This is a genomic window from Streptomyces sp. ISL-98, from assembly GCF_018614055.1.
GTDB lineage: Bacteria > Actinomycetota > Actinomycetes > Streptomycetales > Streptomycetaceae > Streptomyces > Streptomyces spiramyceticus.
Genome location: NZ_JAGGPB010000043.1, coordinates 114,119 through 132,969, shown reverse-complemented (window position 1 = coordinate 132,969; position 18,851 = coordinate 114,119). Strand labels below are relative to the sequence as shown.

General features: G+C 69.4%; 13 protein-coding genes. 9 read left to right on the top strand and 4 right to left on the bottom strand.

Annotated features, from left to right (window positions below; all coding sequences use genetic code 11):
* The first annotated feature begins 196 nt into the window (after positions 1-196).
* From J7I98_RS27640 to J7I98_RS27605, 8 genes are all read left to right on the top strand, one after another.
* Complete coding sequence (locus J7I98_RS27640) at positions 197-3,844, top strand: nitrate- and nitrite sensing domain-containing protein (RefSeq protein ID WP_214927642.1); 3,648 nt, start codon at positions 197-199, stop codon at positions 3,842-3,844.
* Positions 3,845-3,853: 9 nt separating this feature from the next.
* The gene (locus tag J7I98_RS27635; protein ID WP_037649408.1) at positions 3,854-4,267 is read left to right on the top strand and encodes a roadblock/LC7 domain-containing protein; all 414 of its coding nucleotides are present in this window, start codon (positions 3,854-3,856) and stop codon (positions 4,265-4,267) included.
* 113 nt (positions 4,268-4,380) lie between these two features.
* Entirely contained in the window at positions 4,381-4,788 is a 408-nt protein-coding gene (locus tag J7I98_RS27630; RefSeq protein ID WP_214927640.1) for a DUF742 domain-containing protein, read from the top strand.
* A complete protein-coding gene (locus J7I98_RS27625; protein WP_214927637.1) occupies positions 4,769-5,350 on the top strand; it encodes an ATP/GTP-binding protein in 582 nt (193 codons plus the stop codon). The genes J7I98_RS27630 and J7I98_RS27625 overlap by 20 nt, the downstream gene beginning before the upstream one ends.
* A 341-nt stretch (positions 5,351-5,691) precedes the next feature.
* Positions 5,692-8,886 carry a nitrate- and nitrite sensing domain-containing protein gene (locus tag J7I98_RS27620; protein ID WP_214927635.1) on the top strand — a complete coding sequence of 1,065 codons (3,195 nt, stop codon included), beginning with the start codon at positions 5,692-5,694 and terminating at the stop codon, positions 8,884-8,886.
* 10 nt (positions 8,887-8,896) lie between these two features.
* Positions 8,897-9,310 carry a roadblock/LC7 domain-containing protein gene (locus tag J7I98_RS27615; RefSeq protein WP_037649449.1) on the top strand — a complete coding sequence of 138 codons (414 nt, stop codon included), beginning with the start codon at positions 8,897-8,899 and terminating at the stop codon, positions 9,308-9,310.
* 92 nt (positions 9,311-9,402) lie between these two features.
* Positions 9,403-9,954, top strand: a complete 552-nt coding sequence (locus J7I98_RS27610; RefSeq protein WP_214927633.1) for a DUF742 domain-containing protein — start codon at positions 9,403-9,405, stop codon at positions 9,952-9,954.
* Entirely contained in the window at positions 9,935-10,516 is a 582-nt protein-coding gene (locus J7I98_RS27605; protein WP_028813754.1) for an ATP/GTP-binding protein, read from the top strand. The genes J7I98_RS27610 and J7I98_RS27605 overlap by 20 nt, the downstream gene beginning before the upstream one ends.
* Before the next feature lie 85 nt (positions 10,517-10,601).
* On the opposite strand, the gene J7I98_RS27600 is transcribed toward J7I98_RS27605, so the two are convergent.
* The 3 genes from J7I98_RS27600 to J7I98_RS27590 all read right to left on the bottom strand — a co-directional run bounded on the left by J7I98_RS27600 (position 10,602) and on the right by J7I98_RS27590 (position 14,958).
* A complete protein-coding gene (locus J7I98_RS27600; RefSeq protein WP_214927631.1) occupies positions 10,602-10,796 on the bottom strand; it encodes an acyl-CoA carboxylase subunit epsilon in 195 nt (64 codons plus the stop codon).
* 33 nt (positions 10,797-10,829) lie between these two features.
* A complete protein-coding gene (locus tag J7I98_RS27595; RefSeq protein WP_214927629.1) occupies positions 10,830-12,413 on the bottom strand; it encodes an acyl-CoA carboxylase subunit beta in 1,584 nt (527 codons plus the stop codon).
* Positions 12,414-12,576: 163 nt separating this feature from the next.
* Complete coding sequence (locus J7I98_RS27590; RefSeq protein WP_374225179.1) at positions 12,577-14,958, bottom strand: polysaccharide lyase 8 family protein; 2,382 nt, start codon at positions 14,956-14,958, stop codon at positions 12,577-12,579.
* A gap of 558 nt (positions 14,959-15,516) precedes the next feature.
* Between J7I98_RS27590 and J7I98_RS27585 the strand changes: the two genes are divergently transcribed.
* Complete coding sequence (locus tag J7I98_RS27585; RefSeq protein WP_214927861.1) at positions 15,517-16,728, top strand: glycoside hydrolase family 64 protein; 1,212 nt, start codon at positions 15,517-15,519, stop codon at positions 16,726-16,728.
* Positions 16,729-16,751: 23 nt separating this feature from the next.
* Here J7I98_RS27585 and J7I98_RS27580 read toward each other — a convergent pair whose 3' ends face one another.
* Positions 16,752-18,710, bottom strand: coding sequence for a transglycosylase domain-containing protein (locus tag J7I98_RS27580; RefSeq protein WP_214927625.1), 1,959 nt, complete (start codon positions 18,708-18,710; stop codon positions 16,752-16,754).
* Positions 18,711-18,851 lie beyond the last annotated feature (141 nt).

Sequence of the window (18,851 nt, the reverse complement as noted above, 5' to 3'; positions counted from 1 at the left end):
TGCTGGAATTCCCCGGACCGCCGCGAGATTTCAGATTCCAGCCGGCGCACAGGGCGCAACGCAGCGCCGAGTGGCGGCGGGAAGGGGAGAAGCGCCGGTCACTCACGACCACCCATGGGGCCGCTCGGTGCCCCACGACTCGACACCGTTCCGCCGTTCACGCGGGGGAACGCCTGGTCCAGAGGTTGCGACGCTAGTGCAGGGACGTTTCAAGAGGGATGGCAGCGCTGCGGCGGAGCAGGAGCCGCGCGGCGGGACCGACCGCGGATCCTCGCCCCAGCACGCCCAGAACCAGGTGCCTACAGGGGCCGGTGACGGCGGCGACCGTGCCGCTCGCCCCGGGACTCAGGGCAGTGGCGAACAGGCGAATCCGGTGAGAGCCAAGGAGCCGGTCTCCACGGGCTCACGAATAGCCCTGCGCAACTGGCGCATCAGCACCCGACTGGTCTCCCTGCTGGCACTGCCGGTGGTCGCGGCGACCACGCTCGGTGGGCTGCGTATCAACGAGTCCATGAACAACATGGAGCAGCTGGAGCACATGCAGCTGCTGACCGAGATGACCAAGCAGGCGACCGAGCTCGCCGCCGCGCTCCAGGAGGAGCGCGAAAAGTCGGCCGGTCCGCTCGCCAACGGCGTCAGCCCCGCCGACTTCAAGGTCAAGAGCCCCCGGGACAAGACCGACCGGGCCAGGGACGCGTTCATCAGCGGGACGCAGAACATCGACACAGCGGGCGACGAGGGCCTTCAGAGCATCCGCGTCAGCCTGCTGGAAATCGCCGTACGGCTGAAGTCGATCCGCCAGATCCGCGAGGACGCCTACAAGGGCAACACGACCGACTCGCAGACGGTCAACAACTACAGCCAGCTGATCGACTCGCTGCTGAGCCTCTCCCAGGACATGGCGCAGGCGACCTCCAACCCGGAGATGATCAAGCGGACCCGCGCCCTTGCGGCCTTCTCCTCCGCCAAGGAGTACGCCTCCGTCCAGCGCGCGATCATCGCGGCCGCCCTGCCGCCCAACGACCGCGACGCCGGCAAGCTCAACGAGAGCGACCGCCTCTACGCCAAGTCCGCGATGGACAGCGAGGACTCGGCACGCAAGTCGTTCGCCCAGGTCTACGACGGCGACGCCGATGTACTGACGGCTCCGCTGGACAGCGGCAACCCCGACATCGCGTCCGCCGACAAGTACTCGCAGCGGGTGCTCTCCACCCCGGGCGGCCTCAAGAGCCAGCAGAAGCGTTCGTACATGGACTGGACCGACGCCAACTCCAGCAAGATCCAGTCCATGAAGCAGATCGAGGCCACGCTCCTCGACGAGATGGAGCAGAAGGCCCGTGAGCTGCGCGAGGACTCGCAGCAGGACGCCATCCTCAACGGTGCGCTGATCGTCCTCGTCCTCGGTGTCTCGCTCATCGGCGCGTTCGTCGTGGCCCGCTCCATGATCCGCTCGCTGCGCCGGCTCCAGGACACCGCCACCACGGTCGCCCAGGAACGCCTGCCCGAGCTGGTCAAGCAGCTCTCCGAGGCCGACCCGCAGGACGTCGACACGTCCGTGGAGTCCGTCGGTGTCCACTCGCGCGACGAGATCGGCCAAGTGGCCGCGGCCTTCGACGACGTGCACCGCGAGGCGGTCCGACTGGCCGCAGAGCAGGCGCTGCTGCGAGGCAACGTCAACGCGATGTTCACCAACCTCTCGCGGCGTTCGCAGGGTCTTATCCAGCGTCAGCTCTCGCTCATCTCCGAGCTGGAGTCGCGCGAGGCCGACCCGGACCAGCTGTCCTCGCTCTTCAAGCTCGACCACCTCGCGACCCGCATGCGCCGTAACGGCGAGAACCTGCTGGTCCTCGCCGGTGAAGAGCCCGGCCGCCGCTGGACGCGCCCCGTTCCCCTGGTCGACGTGCTCCGTGCCGCCGCCTCCGAGGTGGAGCAGTACGAGCGCATCGAGCTGTCGTCGGTGCCCGGCACCGAGGTCGCCGGCCGCGTCGTCAACGACCTCGTGCACCTCCTCGCCGAGCTGCTGGAGAACGCCACCTCGTTCTCCTCGCCGCAGACCAAGGTCCGCGTCACCGGTCACGCGCTGCCCGACGGGCGCGTGCTCGTCGAGATCCACGACACCGGTATCGGCCTGTCGCCGGAAGACCTCGCGGCGATCAACGAGCGGCTCGCCTCGCCGCCCACCGTGGACGTCTCGGTCTCGCGCCGCATGGGTCTGTTCGTGGTCGGCCGCCTGTCCCTGCGACACGGCATCCGCATCCAGCTGCGTCCGTCCGACTCCGGTGGTACGACCGCGCTGGTCATGCTGCCCGTCGATGTCGCGCAGGGTGGCAAGAAGGCTCCGGCCAAGCAGGGCGCCGCGGCTCAGCCTCAAGTGCCCGCCGGCCCCGGCGCCCGTCAGACGCACTCTCCCGGTGCGCTCGGCAGCGGGTCTGCCGGCGGCGCCCGTCCCGGTCTCGGTGGCGGCCCCGCGCCTGCCGGACGGCTCCCCGCCGGTTCCGGTGGTGCCCGCGGCCAGGTCGCGAGCCCCGGTGCGCGTGCGGCTCTGCCCGGCCGTGACGGGGGTCAGGGGCAGCAGCCCGGCTCCGGTCAGGGCGGTCAGCCCGGCCAGGGTGGCGGGATGTTCGGTGGGGGCGGCCGCCAGGCCGGCAACCGCGAGCGTTCCGACGTACGCCAGAGCGGCTTCCAGAGCGGCCCTGGCGCAGGCGACCAGGGCGGCCGTACGCCGCAGCAGCTGCCGCCCCGCGGCGGCTCGCGTCCCGAGCTGCCCGGCAGCAACCCGGCCCCGCAGCGCCAGGCGCGTCCGCAGGCCACCAGCTGGGGCAACGACCAGCCGCGCGGCCACGACGAGACCTCCGGCCAGTACGCCCGCCCCTCGGCGGACGACCGCCAGGGTCCCGGCGCCACCGCCGAGTTCCAGCGGCCGGACTACGACGCGCCGCCGCCGGCGCTGCCCACGGGCAGCACGTACGAGCGCAGCGACATCCGCGGCCCCGTACCGCAGGGCAGCGGCTCCACCGGTCAGTTCGAGCGGCCCGAGGCCCGCGGTGCGCAGGACCCGGCGTCCACCGAGCAGTTCGCGAGGCCGGACTTCAATGCGCCGCAGTCGGCCAACCCCTCGGGCGCCTACGGTCGTCAGGGCCAGGGCCGGCCGCAGGGCCAGAACCAGGGCGGCCCCCAGGCGCTCGGTCCCGCGGGGCAGCGTCGGCGTGGCGGCCGGGAGAACCCCGAGCCCGCCAGGAACACGGCGCCGCGTCCGCCCGCCGCGAGCCTGCCTCCGCAGCCGCAGCAGCACGAGCTGCCGCCCGCCTCCGGTCCCGGTGACGGACGTACGCCGCTCTTCGACACGCTTGAGTCGAACTGGTTCCAGCAGGACGCCCAGCAGGCTCCCGCCGTACCTCAGCAGCCCCAGCAGCAGGCCGGGCGGCCCACGCAGCAGATGCCCGGCGCGTCCGCCCCGATCGCTCCGCCGATGCCGCAGCGCGGCCAGGCACGTGAGACGGGTGCCCCGAACAGCACCACCAACGGTACGAACGCCACCAACGGCGCCACCTGGCGCACCTCGCCGAACGACGAACTCGTAAAGCAGGCAGAGCGGGTCAAAAAGCCCGCAGCCGGCGGTGTCACGACCTCGGGTCTGCCGCGTCGCGTCCCGCGTGCCAATCTGGTGCCCGGAACCGCGCAGCAGCAGAACCACCAGACCGGTCCGCAGGTTTCGCGTGCGCCTGACGACGTACGCGGCCGGCTGACCAATCTTCGTCGGGGTATCCAGCAGGGTCGGCAGGCCGGCAGCGGCTCGTCGACCGGCAGTTTCAACATTGACCCCTCTCACCAGCAGGAGCGTTAGTTGAGTCCGATGAGCCAGGCGGCGCAGAATCTGAACTGGTTGATCACCAACTTCGTGGACAACACCCCTGGGGTGTCCCACACGGTGGTGGTCTCCGCCGACGGACTCCTTCTGGCGATGTCCGAAGGATTCCCGCGTGACCGCGCCGACCAGTTGGCGGCCGTGGCCTCCGGCCTGACCTCGCTGACCGCGGGGGCTTCCCGGATTTTCGAGGGCGGGGCTGTGACCCAGACCGTCGTCGAGATGGAGCGCGGCTTCCTCTTCCTCATGTCCGTTTCGGACGGCTCCTCGCTCGCCGTGCTCGCGCACCCCGACTGCGACATCGGCCTCGTCGGCTACGAGATGGCGCTGCTCGTCGACCGTGCCGGCAGCGTCCTCACCCCGGATCTCCGAGCGGAGCTCCAGGGGAGTCTGCTCCACTAGGCCGCGCACGCCCAGGTCTTGCCGAGAAACAAACCGTTCAGGCCGCGCACAGCCCCCCACCCCGGCCCCGTCAGACGGCCCGCACACCACGTGCTGTCATGCCCGGAGGATCCATGACCCCGCCCCCCGCCTCTCGCGATCCGTACGGAGCGCGTTTCGACGCGTCGTACGATCACGAAGGCGACCAGCCGCTGGTACGTCCTTATGCGATGACCGGCGGCCGGACCCGGCCGCGCTACCAGCTCGCCATAGAGGCACTGGTCAGCACAACCGCCGACCCGGCGCATCTCGCCACGCTCCTGCCAGAGCACCAGCGGATCTGCCACCTGTGCCGCGAGGTCAAGTCGGTGGCGGAAGTCTCGGCACTGCTTTCGATGCCGCTCGGTGTCGCTCGGATCCTCGTCGCCGACCTGGCGGAGGCCGGCATGGTGGCGATCCACCAGCCGGGCAATGGAGAGGCCGGCGGCACGCCGGATGTAACGCTGCTCGAAAGGGTGCTCAGTGGACTTCGGAAGCTCTAGCGGCGGAGCGACCCGCTCCACCACTTCCGCGAAGATCGTGGTGGCGGGCGGCTTCGGCGTGGGCAAGACCACGTTCGTCGGAGCCGTCTCGGAGATCAACCCGCTGCGCACCGAGGCCGTCATGACCAGCGCCAGCGCCGGTATCGACGACCTGACGCACACCGGAGACAAGACGACGACCACCGTCGCCATGGACTTCGGACGTATCACCCTGGATCAGGACCTGATCCTGTACCTCTTCGGTACGCCCGGTCAGGACCGCTTCTGGTTCATGTGGGACGACCTCGTACGGGGCGCCATCGGCGCCGTCGTCCTGGTCGACACCCGCCGTCTCGCCGACTGCTTCCCCGCCGTCGACTACTTCGAGAACAGCGGCCTGCCGTTCGTCGTCGCCCTCAACGGCTTCGAGGGACACCAGCCCTACACCCCCGAAGAAGTGCGCGAGGCCCTCCAGATCGGCCCCGACGCCCCCATCATCACCACCGACGCCCGCCACCGCGCGGACGCCAAGAGCGCGCTCATCACGCTCGTGGAGCACGCTCTGATGGCACGACTCAAGTAGTCGCCGCTCTACGGCAGTTGTCGTGGCCGGAACAGGGGGCGGACTGTGTCCTTTGACACTCTCCGCCCCTCTGTTCATAACATTTCGACAGAGAATTGTCCCGTCACGGACACCCCACGCGTTCGCACGGTACCGCTGTGCTCACATTGGCCCTGCCTTTTGGCGGGGCTCGTTCTGTTTTGACCGTTTTATCTGAGGCTTACACCACTCGGAATCGGCGCTTCCGGGTGTTTGGATGGCAGCCGCTCGACGTGCTGGAATTCGTCGAACTCCCGAGTAAGTACGGCCCTGAACGAAAAACGGCACAGCGTAGGTGCCGACGCCGAGAGGTTGTTGGTCGAGTGAGGCGTAGCAACACGAGCTCCGCACAGCAGCAGCAGGCGCGGGGCAACTTCACCCCGCCGCCGCGCACAGTGGCGTCGCCCGCGACCCCGCCCGCTGCCGCCCCCGCGAGCAGCGGCAGCAGCAGCAAATTTGCGCCCCGCAACTGGCGCGTGCCCACCAGGCTGAACGCGATCCTCCTCATACCCGTGGGAGTCGGCCTCGTCATGGGCGGCTTCCAGGTCAAGGGCTCGATCGACACCTGGCAGGAAGCGCAGGACGCCGAGAAGACCGCCGTCCTCGTGCGCGCCGCGTCCGAGTACGGTCAGGCGCTGCTCAACGAGCGCGACCTCACCGCCGTACCACTCCTCCAGGGCAAGCGGACCAGCCCGGAGGTCACCCAGGCGTACGCCACGACCGACGCCGCCGCGAAGAACTTCCAGGAAGCCACGAAGGACCTCCCGGAGAAGCAGGGCCTCGAGCGCCGTCTCGGCCTCTTCGCGAAGGAGGAGCCCAAGCTCCCCGCCCTCCGCAAGGCCGCGTACACCGAAGCCCTCGACCCGGTGAAGACCGAAGAGGGTTACGTCGGCATCCAGCACTCGCTGATGGAGCTGTCCAACGAGCTCGGCCTCGGCACCGGCAACATCACCGCCTACGGCCGTACGGTCTACGCCGTCCAGCTGGCCAAGGCCGCCACGTCGCTCCAGCGCTCGATCGGCACGCACCTCCTGGTCCGCCCGAGCGGCAAGCCGGAGAAGCTCGCGCAGCAGACGGTCGCCTTCAACTCGTACAACTACCTGGAGCAGATCGCCCTCGCCGAGTTCCAGTCGGGCGGTACGCAGGAGGACACCGACAAGCTCAAGAGCGTCATGAAGGGCAAGGCGGAGGACGGGGCCAAGAAGCTCGCCGCCGCCAAGCAGCAGGCCGATCAGGCCGGCGCCCCGTTCGTGCCCCCGCCGAGCAAGGACGGCTCGGTCTTCGCCGGCATGGCCGAGGAGATCGGCCAGGGCAAGCCCTCCACGCTGAAGCAGAAGGGCGTCACACCCCAGTTCTGGATGGCCGCCTCCACCGCGAAGTTCGAGGGCTACACCGAGGTCGAGAACGACCTCGTCGACAAGGCCGTGACCGAGGCCGCCGCGATCTCCTCCGACGCCAAGACCGACGCCATCACCGACGGTCTGATCGTGGTCATCGCGATGCTCACCGCGGTCATCCTGGCCGGTCTCATGGCCCGCCAGATGAGCCGCTCGATGCGCCAGCTGCGCACCGCCGCGTTCGGCATCGCCGAGCAGCGCCTGCCGATGCTGGTCGACCAGCTTTCGCGTACGGAGCCGGGCCGCGTCGACACCCGTGTGGAGCCGATCCCGATCACGACCGTCGACGAGATCGGCGAGGTCGCCCGCGCCTTCGACCAGGTGCACCGTGAGGCCGTCCGGCTCGCCGCCGAGCAGGCCATGCTGCGGGGCAACGTCAACGCGATCTTCACCAACCTTTCGCAGCGCAACCAGTCCCTGATCGAGGGCCAGCTGACCCTGATCACCGACCTGGAGAACAACGAGGCCGACCCGGACCAGCTGGAGAACCTCTTCAAGCTGGACCACCTCGCGACCCGTATGCGCCGCAACGGCGAGAACCTCCTCATCCTCGCGGGCGAGGAGCCCGGCCGCCGCTGGAACCAGCCGGTTCCGCTGGTCGACGTGCTGCGCGCGGCCTCCTCCGAGGTGGAGTCGTACGAGCGCATCGAGCTCAGCGGCGTACCGGAGTCGGAGATTCACGGCCAGGCCGTGACCGACCTCGTGCACCTGCTGGCCGAGCTGCTGGAGAACGCCACCACGTTCTCCTCGCCGCAGACCAAGGTGCGTGTCACCGCGACCCGTCTCCCGGACGGCCGCGTCATGGTCGAGATCCACGACAAGGGCATCGGCCTCACCGCCGAGGACTTCGCGGACATCAACCACAAGCTGGCGAACCCGCCGACCGTGGACGCCGCCGTTTCGCAGCGCATGGGCCTCTTCGTGGTCGGCCGTCTGGCGGACCGGCACCGGATCCGTGTCCAGCTCCGCCCCTCGGGCGAGCAGGCCGGCACCACTTCGCTGGTCATGCTTCCCGACGCCATCACCCACGGTGGCGGTGGCGAGATACTGCCGCAGGACGACTTCACGGTCTCCTCGATCATTCCCGAGCAGCAGAGTTACGAGCCCGCGCAGCAGTCCTTCGAGAGTGCCCCGATGCGCACCGCGGCCGAGCTCGGCTTCGACGACTCGCGGTACGAGGTTCCGGACGACGCCCGTGACCTGGACCCGGTCGGCCGCTCGCTGATGCGCGAGGAGCGGCGTGCGCAGCTGGAGGCGCAGGCTTCCGGCGACCGTCCGCTGTTCCGCGACGAGGCGCCGCAGGCGTCGTACGACAACGGCGCCGACCCCGGTCAGCAGCAGCAGTACGCGCAGCCGGAGCAGCCTGCGTACGACCAGGGCGGTTACGACGACTACCCGGCGTACCAGGCGTATCCGGAGGGCGAGTACCAGGAGCCCGCGGCTGCGCAGGGTCAGTACGAAGAGGCGTTCGACGCCCCCTCCCACCAGGGGAACTGGCAGGAGGAGACCTCCTACCAGGGTGCGTACGAAAGCGAGTTCGGATCGGAACCGGAATCTGCGCCGGGCGCTCCCGCAAGCGCCCAGGAGCGCGTAGGCTTCGACCGTCCCGGTCCCACCCCGGCCTCCGGCCCCGCGCTGACCGATGCGGGCCTTCCGCGCCGCGGCGGTCAGCAGCACTGGCAGCCCGCCGGCGAGTCCGCCGGACAGGGCGCGGCGCAGCACCCCGTCACCGCACAGCCGCAGCAGCAGGACATGCCGCAGCAGGACGCGCAGCAGAACGGCGACGGAAACGGCAGCAGCGGCAGCGGTACAGACGACTGGCGTTCGTCGAACGACGAGCGCTGGCAGCGGGCGGAGAAGCTCCGCGAGCCCAAGGCAGGCGGAGTCACCTCCTCCGGTCTTCCCCGGCGAGTTCCCAAGGCCAATCTGGTCGAGGGCACCGCGGAGCAGACTCCGCAGGGCGGCCCCCAGGTCTCCCGTGCTCCTGAGGACGTGCGCGGCAGGTTGAGCAACCTGCGGCGCGGTGTCCAGCAGGGACGCAACGCGGGAACGGACACGAACACAGCGGCCACTTACGATCAGCACGGTGGCCACGGCAACACCTACAACCAGGAGCGTTAGTGTGAGCCCGATGAGCCAGGCGGCGCAGAATCTGAACTGGTTGATCACCAACTTCGTGGACAACACCCCCGGGGTGTCCCACACGGTGGTGGTCTCCGCCGACGGACTCCTGCTGGCGATGTCCGAGGGGTTCCCGCGTGACCGCGCCGATCAGCTGGCGGCTGTGGCCTCCGGTCTGACCTCGCTGACCGCAGGGGCTTCCCGGATTTTCGAGGGCGGCGCGGTCAACCAGACCGTCGTGGAGATGGAGCGCGGCTTCCTCTTCCTCATGTCGATCTCGGACGGCTCCTCGCTGGCCGTGCTCGCACACCCCGAGGCCGACATCGGTCTCGTGGGTTACGAGATGGCACTCCTTGTCGACCGTGCGGGCAGCGTCCTCACTCCGGACCTGCGTGCCGAGCTGCAAGGAAGTCTTCTCAACTAGCAGACAGACAGTGCGCTTTGGTGTCCCCGCGCTTTAATGTTCGGGGACGCGGCGCCACAAGTGAACGGCGCCCGGCAGTCGGAGGAGGAAACGTGGCAACACCCCCGGACGGTTCTTCGGCCAACTGGCCTTACGGCCAGGGTCAGAATCAGGGTGATACCTCGCAGAACAGGTTCAACTTCCCCTCCGCGCCGAGCCGCTCTCAGCCGTACGAGCAGCCTCAGCGGCACGCGCAGCAGCCGCCCCGCATCCAGCCGGTGCAGCAGCGCAGGGCCCCCGCGCCCTCCCCCTCGCAGCCGCACCACAACCCGCTGGTGCGCCCGTACGCCATGACGGGCGGCCGCACCAGGCCGCGCTACCAGCTCGCCATCGAGGCGCTGGTCAGCACCACGGCGGACCCGTCCCGGCTGCAAGGGCAGTTGCCCGAGCACCAGCGGATCTGCCATCTGTGCCGTGAGATCAAGTCCGTTGCCGAGATCTCGGCGCTTCTCACCATCCCCCTCGGCGTTGCCCGGATCCTCGTCGCCGACCTGGCCGAGGCGGGACTTGTCGCCATTCACCAGCCCGGCGGCGACGAGTCCGCCGGCGGCCAGCCAGACGTGACACTGCTCGAAAGGGTGCTCAGTGGACTTCGCAAGCTCTAGCAGCGGAGCAGCCCGCTCCACTACCTCCGCGAAGATCGTGGTGGCGGGCGGCTTCGGCGTGGGCAAGACCACGTTCGTCGGAGCCGTCTCGGAGATCAACCCGCTGCGCACCGAGGCCGTCATGACGTCCGCATCGGCGGGCATCGACGACCTCACGCACACCGGAGACAAGACCACCACCACGGTGGCCATGGACTTCGGCCGTATCACCCTGGACCAGGACCTGATCCTGTACCTCTTCGGTACGCCCGGTCAGGACCGCTTCTGGTTCATGTGGGACGACCTCGTGCGCGGCGCCATCGGCGCCGTCGTCCTGGTCGACACGAGGAGGCTCGCCGACTGCTTCCCCGCCGTCGACTACTTCGAGAACAGCGGGCTGCCCTTCGTCATCGCCCTCAACGGCTTCGACGGACACCAGCCGTACAACCCGGACGAGGTGCGCGAGGCCCTGCAGATCGGCCCCGACACCCCGATCCTCACGACGGACGCCCGCCACCGCGCGGACGCCAAGAGCGCACTCATCACGCTCGTCGAGCACGCGCTGATGGCACGCCTGCGGTAGGCAGGAGCGTCGTACCTACGAGAAAGGCCCCCCGCACTCCTCGGAGTGCGGGGGGCCTTTCTCGTCAGGCGCTACGCGTTGCCGCTCAGCCCTGCCAGCTGTGCGGCGCCCTGAAGCCAGGCGTGCGCTCCAGGCGGCGCCAGCCGGCGGTGGAGCGGCCGCGGTGGGGCGTGTCGCCGCCGGACCGGGACGCGGCGCGGGCCATCAGGACGGCGGTGATGGCCGCCAGCTCCTCGGGCTCGGCGTTGCCCTTCTCGACACGCAGCATGGATTCATTCATCAGGCGCTCCGTCTTCTTCGATTCGTCGCAGGATTACTGCGGGGGGTTGCCGTGCTTGCGCGACGGCAGGTCGGCGTGCTTGTTCCGGAGCATCGCGAGGGAGCTGATCAGCACCTCGCGGGTCTCGGCGGGGTCGATCACGTCGTCGACCAGGCCGCGCTCGGCGGCGTAGTACGGGTGCATCAGCTCGGCCTTGTACTCCTTGACCATGCGCGCACGCATCGCCTCGGAGTCCTCGGCTTCGGCGATCTGCCGGCGGAAGATGACGTTGGCGGCACCTTCGGCGCCCATCACCGCGATCTCGTTGGTGGGCCAGGCGTAGGTGAGGTCGGCACCGATGGACTGGGAGTCCATGACGATGTACGCACCTCCGTAGGCCTTGCGCAGGATCAGGGAGATCCGGGGCACGGTGGCGTTGCAGTACGCGTAGAGCAGCTTGGCACCGTGCCGGATGATCCCACCGTGCTCCTGGTCGACGCCGGGCAGGAAGCCGGGGACGTCCAGGAGAGTGATGATCGGGATGTTGAAGGCGTCGCACATCTGCACGAAGCGCGCGGCCTTCTCGGAGGCTTCGATGTCCAGGACACCGGCCAGGGACTGCGGCTGGTTGGCGACTATGCCGACGACCTGACCGTCGAGCCGGGCCAGGGCGCAGAGGATGTTCGTCGCCCAGCGCTCGTGGATCTCCAGGTAGTCGCCGTCGTCGACGAGCTCCTCGATCACCTTGCGCATGTCGTACGGGCGGTTGCCGTCGGCCGGAACCAGGTCGAGGAGTACGTCGCTGCGGCGGTCCGCCGGGTCCTCGGAGGGGGTCGTCGGCGGGTTCTCGCGGTTGTTGGAGGGAAGCATCGAGATCAGGTAGCGGACCTCGGCGATGCAGGTCTCTTCGTCGTCGTACGCGAAGTGCGCGACGCCCGAGGTCTCGGCGTGCACGTCCGCGCCGCCGAGGCCGTTCTGGGTGATCTCCTCGCCGGTCACGGCGCGGACGACGTCCGGGCCCGTGATGAACATCTGCGAGGTCTCGCGGACCATGAAGACGAAGTCGGTGAGGGCGGGGCTGTACGCCGCGCCGCCCGCGCACGGGCCGAGCATCACGCTGATCTGCGGGATGACACCGGAGGCGCGGGTGTTGCGCTGGAAGATGCCGCCGTAGCCGGCGAGGGCGGACACGCCCTCCTGGATACGGGCGCCTGCACCGTCGTTGAGGGAGACCAGGGGGGCACCGGCCGAGATGGCCATGTCCATGATCTTGTGGATCTTGGTGGCGTGGGCCTCGCCCAGCGCGCCGCCGAAGATGCGGAAGTCGTGTGCGTAGACGAAGACCGTGCGGCCCTCGACCGTGCCCCAGCCGGTGATGACACCGTCGGTGTACGGCTTCTTGGCCTCCAGGCCGAACCCGGTCGCCCGGTGTCGGCGCAGCTGCTCGACCTCCTTGAACGTACCGGGGTCGAGCAGCAGCTCGATGCGCTCACGGGCTGTCAGCTTGCCCTTGGCGTGCTGAGCCTCGGTCGCACGGTCACTCGGTCCGCGGCGGGCCTGCTCGCGCAGGGCGTGCAGCTCGGCCACGCGGCCACGGGCGTCTGTGGGCTCGGCCGGCGTCTCGTCCAAAACGGTCATGTGTCGACCCTACGAAGCCGGACAAGAAAAACAGGCCGTCGACTCCAGACAGTCTCCGGCCCGTTCTCCTGTCAGCCTTGGACAGAACCTTCCGGCGGTGCAGCCGAAGTACCAGCTCAGAGCCGTCCGTGATTGTCGGGGTCCAACAAGGGCGCCACAAAAGTCAGCTGAGAGCCACCTCACAAAGGTGTGTCGCGCCCGCCGTCCCCGGCGTGACGCGGAGCCTCAGCGTACGGCCGGTGGACAGCACCTCGACGCCGGGGTCCTTGGAGATGACGCGGATGGCGCGGTGCTCCCAGGTGACCTCCAGCGGCTGTCCGCTGCGCGTCGGCTCACTGACGGCGAGGGTGGCGGTGCGCCGCTTCTTGCGTACGAGCACACTCGCCGGGGCCGTCGTGGACACGGGCCCGGTCTTGCCCGGCTGCCAGAAGTTGGCTGCGGTGAAGCCGAGGGAGCGGATCTCGACTCCCTGGACGGCGCGGGTGTTGGCGAGCACCTTCAGCCAGTCGCCGTCGGACGCGCGGGCGGCGACGGTGCGGCGTGCTGCGCCGGGCATCAGGAGATAGATGTAGCGGGCGTCCACGGGGTCGGTGCCGTGGTCGAACCAGAGGGTCTGGTAGCGGCGGGTCCGGCGCTCGGTGGTGCTGATGGTGCTGATGTCGTTCCAGGAACCGGTGCGGTCCTCGCGCAGGGTGTGCAGCCCGGCCGTGCCGGTCGCGTCCGGGAGGACCCAGCCGCCGTGGCCTTCGAGGTGGGCCCAGTGCGGGCCGGTGGTGAGGGCGTTCGTACCGGACTCGCCGAGGTTCCGGTTGTCGACGATCGTCTCGGCGGGGACACCGTCGGTGGAGGTGATGCCGGCGCCGAGGCAGACGACCGTATCGGCGACGCAGAACCACGACTTGCGGGCTTCGAGGGTGGAGCCGAGGCCCTTGAGATGCTGCCCGACGGCGGCGAATTCGCCGTCCGTGGCCCCGCCGACCCACTTGGTGGCCGGCTTCGGGACACCCCACTCACCGCCCGCTTTGTCGGCAAGTAGCTTGGTGGACACGGTGGTTCCGGGCAGCCGGTAGAAGTCGACGGTGGGCCAGAACCAGTCGGTGTACTGATCATTGGCCCGCTCCCCCGGCCACCAGTAGAGCATTCCGGCGCCGGTGTGCCAGCCGCGCGGATTCTCGCCGTTGCCGCACTCGTAGTACGAGATCCGCTCCGAAGCCATGGAAATGCCCGCGGCCCAGCCGGGGCGCCGGTGCACGGCACGGTCCATGGACGCGAAGAGCTTGTGCGCGACAGGCTCCGGGGCGGCGGCGACGGGCGACGCGGCGACGGCGTGCAGCCGGGAGAGGTCGGCGACGTTGAACTGAGGTGCGGTGAGCAGTGGCGTCGTACGGTCGCGCTCGATCCATCCCTTGACCATCGCGGTCCAGCGCCCGCGCTCGGCCTCCGACGCCCCACCGGCGAGCAGTGGGATGGCGGCGATCAGTCCCTGGCCGTGGAAATGGTCGCTGCGCATGACGTGACGGTCGTCGCTCTTGAGGTAACCGCGGCTGATGGCACGGCCGTTGACGCTGTCCATCATGAGCCCGTTGTAGATGAGGGGCGCGTAGGCGTTCTCGACGGAGTCGAGGATGATCTGCCGGTTGGGGTCGGTGACGTCCCAGGTGGAGCCCGCGAGGAGGGTGAATAGCCGCCCGAGCCCGTCGAGCATGACCTGACCGTACGTACCGGAGTACGCGACCCAGGTGTGCTGGACGAAGGATCCGTCGGCGTACAGGCCGTCGCCCTTGGTCACGTACGGGAACACGGGCGACAGCGCGTCTCGGGAGAGGGCGATCTTCGCCGGGTTCCGGCCGAGTACGCCGCGCAGGGCGACGGAGCGGCAGAGGTCGACGCGGTTGGCGCCGGTGCTCGTACCGGAGTAGTTGGTGAGCATCGTGTCCGGGATGAAGTGGTCGACGGCGGCGCAGGCGGCCTGGCGCTGGGCATCGGTGAGCTTGTCGTGGAGCCCGGCGACGATGTCCATGAGGAGACGGGGGCTGCCGATCTGCCACTCCCACCAGTTGCCGTAGCGGGTGGTGGAGGGGTTGTAGATGCGGGCGGAGAGGTGGTCGAGGCCGCGGACGATGTCGGCGAGGAGGGAGGCGTCGGCGGTGAGCCCGGTGCCGGGCTGGAGGTAGGCCTGCGTCATGGTCCAGAGGCGGCCGTAGCTGTAGGAGATGCCGGAGGGCGGGTCGAAGGTGCGGCCGGGCCAGAGGGAGTCGTCGGCCGGCGCCATGGACGCGCGAAACCCTGCGGCGAACCGCCCGATCTCGGCGAGGCGGGAGGCGTAGGGCTCGACGGCGGGGTCGAACCCGGCCCCGAGCGAGAGCTGCACCCAACGGAGGCGCAGCTCGTCGTACTCGTCACCACCGGCGGGGGCGGGCGCGGCGGCGGCCGCGACCCCGGTGAATGCGCCACCGGAGATTGCGGCACCGAGCGCGGTGGCCGATGCGGTGGCGAGGAAAACACGGCGGGACCAGGCGGCGGCGTCGGCAGGCAGGAGCGGCACGGGGAGTCCTCCCGGGGGAAGTGGTGTAGACCGGTTGGGACAGCGGTTGCGGGATGGTCTAGCACGGGGTTCCGGGAGCATTCAATGCCCACGACGGGCTAAATGGAAAGCGCTTGCCCCCAGGGCGGGTCGGGGTGGCGCGAGCGGACACTCTGCGCCGCCCGCCCGCCGACCCGCAGCAGCCACGGGCGTCCCGCGCCCCACAGGGGCGCTCACCTCACCTGCCCCTCCAACGCGCGGTCGGGGTGGGCAAACGCGGCCACCGCAGGTGGGCGCAGCGCCCGCGGGACCCGCACCCACCCCGCCAACGGCGCCCCACCACCCACAGGGGCGCACATCCATCCCGACCCCCTCCAACGGGCGGCAGGGTGGGCAAGGCGGGCGCCGCAGGCGGGCACAGCGTCCGCGTTAGGTCAGGCCCCTCCCCCCGGCGGCAGTTCATGACGTCGCGAAGAATTGAGAGCGCTCTCAGTCGCAACTCTTGACGCCCACCCCAGCCGTCGGAACAGTGGTAACACCCCCCACAACAGCAGGAGTTCACCCGTGATATCCCGCAGAATGTTCCTGTCAGGCACCGCCGCAGCCGCCACCGCGCTCACCTACCCCGTATGGGGGAGCGCTCTCAGCCCCGGCGCCGCCGCCGCGCCCGCGACCTGCGAACTGGCCCTGGAGAACAAGTCGTTGCCCGGTGCGGTCAACGCCTACGTGACCGGCCACGAGCAGGGCACCGGCCGCTGGGTGCTGCTGCGCCCCGGCGGCGGCGTGTACTACCCCGAGTCCCCCTCCGCACCCCAGACCCCGCTCCCCGTCGACTGCGCCATCCCGCTGCGTCCGGCGGGATCGGGGCCGGTCGTACTGACGCTGCCTCAGATGTTCGGCGCCCGCGTCTACTTCGTACGCGACAGCAAGGTGTCCTTCTTCGTCAACCCCGGCCCCGCCCTGGTCGAACCGGCCTTCGCCACGCCCTCCGACGCCAACTACGGCCGCACCTGGTCGTTCGCCGAGTTCACCTTCAATCCACAGCAGCTGTACGCCAACATCAGCTACGTCGACCTGGTGACCGCCCTCCCCATCGGTCTCACCCTCACCGGCGACGCCACCCACACCGTCGCACCCCTGCCGGCCGGCGCACTCCAGAAGATCGCCGACGGACTCGTCGCCCAGAAGGGGCGCGACGGACAGCCCTGGGACAAGCTGGTCATCCGCGGCTCGGGCGGCCAGGTGCTGCGAGTGATCTCACCGCAGAATCTGATGGCCCCATACTTCGACCGCCCCGCCGAGATGCCCTTCCGGAACGTCTTCGACGCGTACATCAACCAGGTCTGGGACAAGTACCGCTCCACCGACCTGCGGATCGACCTGCAGGGCGGCCGGGGCGTACGGACAGGACGCGTCAGCGGTGACGTCATGACCTTCACCGGCGGCCACACCTTCACCAAGCCGTCCTCGCGCGACATCTTCACCTGCAACCACGGTCCGTTCGCCAACAACCCGAACGACCCCGACGACAAGAAGGGCCTGCTCGCAAGGTTCTCCGCCGCCTTCAACCGGACGACCCTCCTGACCCACCCCGACCAGCCGAACGGCCCGACGGCGGCCGACTACTACCGCGACCCGGCCACCAACCACTACGCGCGCGTGGTGCACGCCAACACCCCGATCGGCTACGCCTTCCCGTACGACGACGTCCGCCCGGACGGCCAACCGGACGTGTCGGGAGCGGCACACGACGGCAACCCCCGGCGCTTCACGCTGACCGTCGGTTCCTGACGCGCGACAGGTACCGCTCGTGACTACTCCGCAGTGGTGTAGGCGGTCCAGATCCGGGGCGGGAAGACATTGCCGCGCTCGGACCCGGGTCCGCCGACACCCTGCATCGGCAGCAGCTGCGGCGTGTCGGGCTTCGTACGGAACATGGTGACGGCGGTCGTCAGCCCGTCGGCGTTGCCGATGAACCAGGCCGACTTCATCCGGTCGCCCTTGCCGGTGCTGCCCGCAGAGAGGTCGTCCAGCGAACGGGCTTCGGCCTTGCCCGCCGCAGGGTCCATGGCCAGCCAGCCGACCGTGCGCAGCGTGTCATTGACGTCGCGCGCAACCTCGGCGTCCATGACGCGCTGCACCCGGGGCCTGTCGAAACCAGCGAGCGCCTCGCCGTTGCGCAGCACCTTGGTCACCGAGTAGGGCTCGGCGCGGGTCCCGTCATTGCTGAACGTCGTGTACGCGTCCGCCAGCCTGACCGCACTGGGAGTGGACGTACCGAGGGGGAAGGTCTGCTCCAGAGGCGCCATGCTCTCCTCGCGAAGGCCCGACGCGACCGCCAGGTCCTTCACCTTCTCCAGCCCGACGTCCCTGCCGAGCTGGACGAAGGCGGCATTGCCGGACTCGATCAGGGACTCACGCAGGGTCGTGGGCAGGGTCCACCGCTGGTCGGGCGATGTTCCCGGCGGGGCGGGGACGACCGACGTCGGGCCGCCCGCGACAAGTCGGCCCAGGCTGTCGTACGAGCTGTCCAGGGTGATCTCCTCGCCGGCGGCAGTGCCGTGCTGGAGGGCCGCGGCCAGCACGAAGGGCTTGAAGGCGGAACCCGCCGGGACCCCGGCCGTATCGGCGTTGTTGGCGAAGTGGCGGATCGCGTCGGCTCCGCCGTACACCGCGATCACGGCCCCGTCCTCGGGCCGTACGGACGCGGCGCCGACCTGCACGTGCCGGTCCTGCGGACGCTTGTCGGGGTCGAGGTCGCGCTCGCGCACCTGCCGCACGGCCCGCTCCAGACGGCGCACCTTGTCCTTTTCGAAGGTGGTGTGGATGCGGTAGTCGCCGCGGGCGAGGTCCTTGTCGGTGAGGCCGGAGCGCTTCTTGATGTATTTGTTGGCGATGTCCACGAGATAGCCGGTCTGCCCGCCGAGGCTGGTCGGCTTGGACACCTTCCGGGGCTCGGGGAACGTACGGTATTCGTCGCGTACTTCCTTCGTCATCGCGCCGGTCTTCACCTGCCGGTCGAGAATCCACTTCCAGCGCGCGACGGCCCTTTCGTGGTTGCCGTTGCCGCCCGCCGGATCGTATTCCTCGGCGCCCTTGAGCAGGGAGGCGAGCATGGCCGCCTGGCCGGCGTCGAGCTCCTTGGCGGGAATCCCGTAGTACGCCTGGGCCGCGGCCTGGATTCCGTACGCACCGCGCCCGAACCAGCTGGTGTTGAGATAGCCCTGCAGGATTTCCGGCTTGGTCTTGCTGTTGCTCAGCTTCAGCGAGATGAAGAATTCCTTGAACTTCCGCTCGGCGGTCTGCTCCTGGCTGAGGTACGTGTTTTTCACGTACTGCTGGGTGATGGTGGAGCCGCCTTGGGTCTCTCCTCCGCCGAGCACACTGGCGGCCGCGCGGGCGATGCCGGTCGCCGAGACGCCGGAGTCGGTGTAGAAGCTGTCGTTCTCGGCCGCGATGACGGCGCGCTCCACGGAGTCGGGTATCTCGGCGAGCGTGATGTTCTGCCGGTTGACGGCGCCCGTGCTCACCATCTGGCTGCCGTCGGCCCAGTAGTAGACGGTGGCCTGCTTCCTCGCTTCGTCGTTCTCGTCGGGGATGTCCACGCTGAGGTAGACGACGGTGAACAGGGCTGCCAGTACGCCGAAACCGCCCAGGACCGTGCCCACCACCTGCTGCCACGACGGCACCCAGCGACGCCAGCCGTTTCTGCTCCGCCTGGGGTAGTCGATGCGGCGCTTGCGGGCGTGGGTGCGGGTGGGGGGTCGGCTCATGCTCCGGCAGCTCCTCGTTCACAAGCCCGCATCGGAGCGATGCGGGCTTGTGAGGAGAGATGAGCCGAAGCGCGATCAGGTTGTCTCGGGCGTCGGAGCGGGCCCCGAGGACACACCCGAACCAAGAGGTTGAAATTTGAA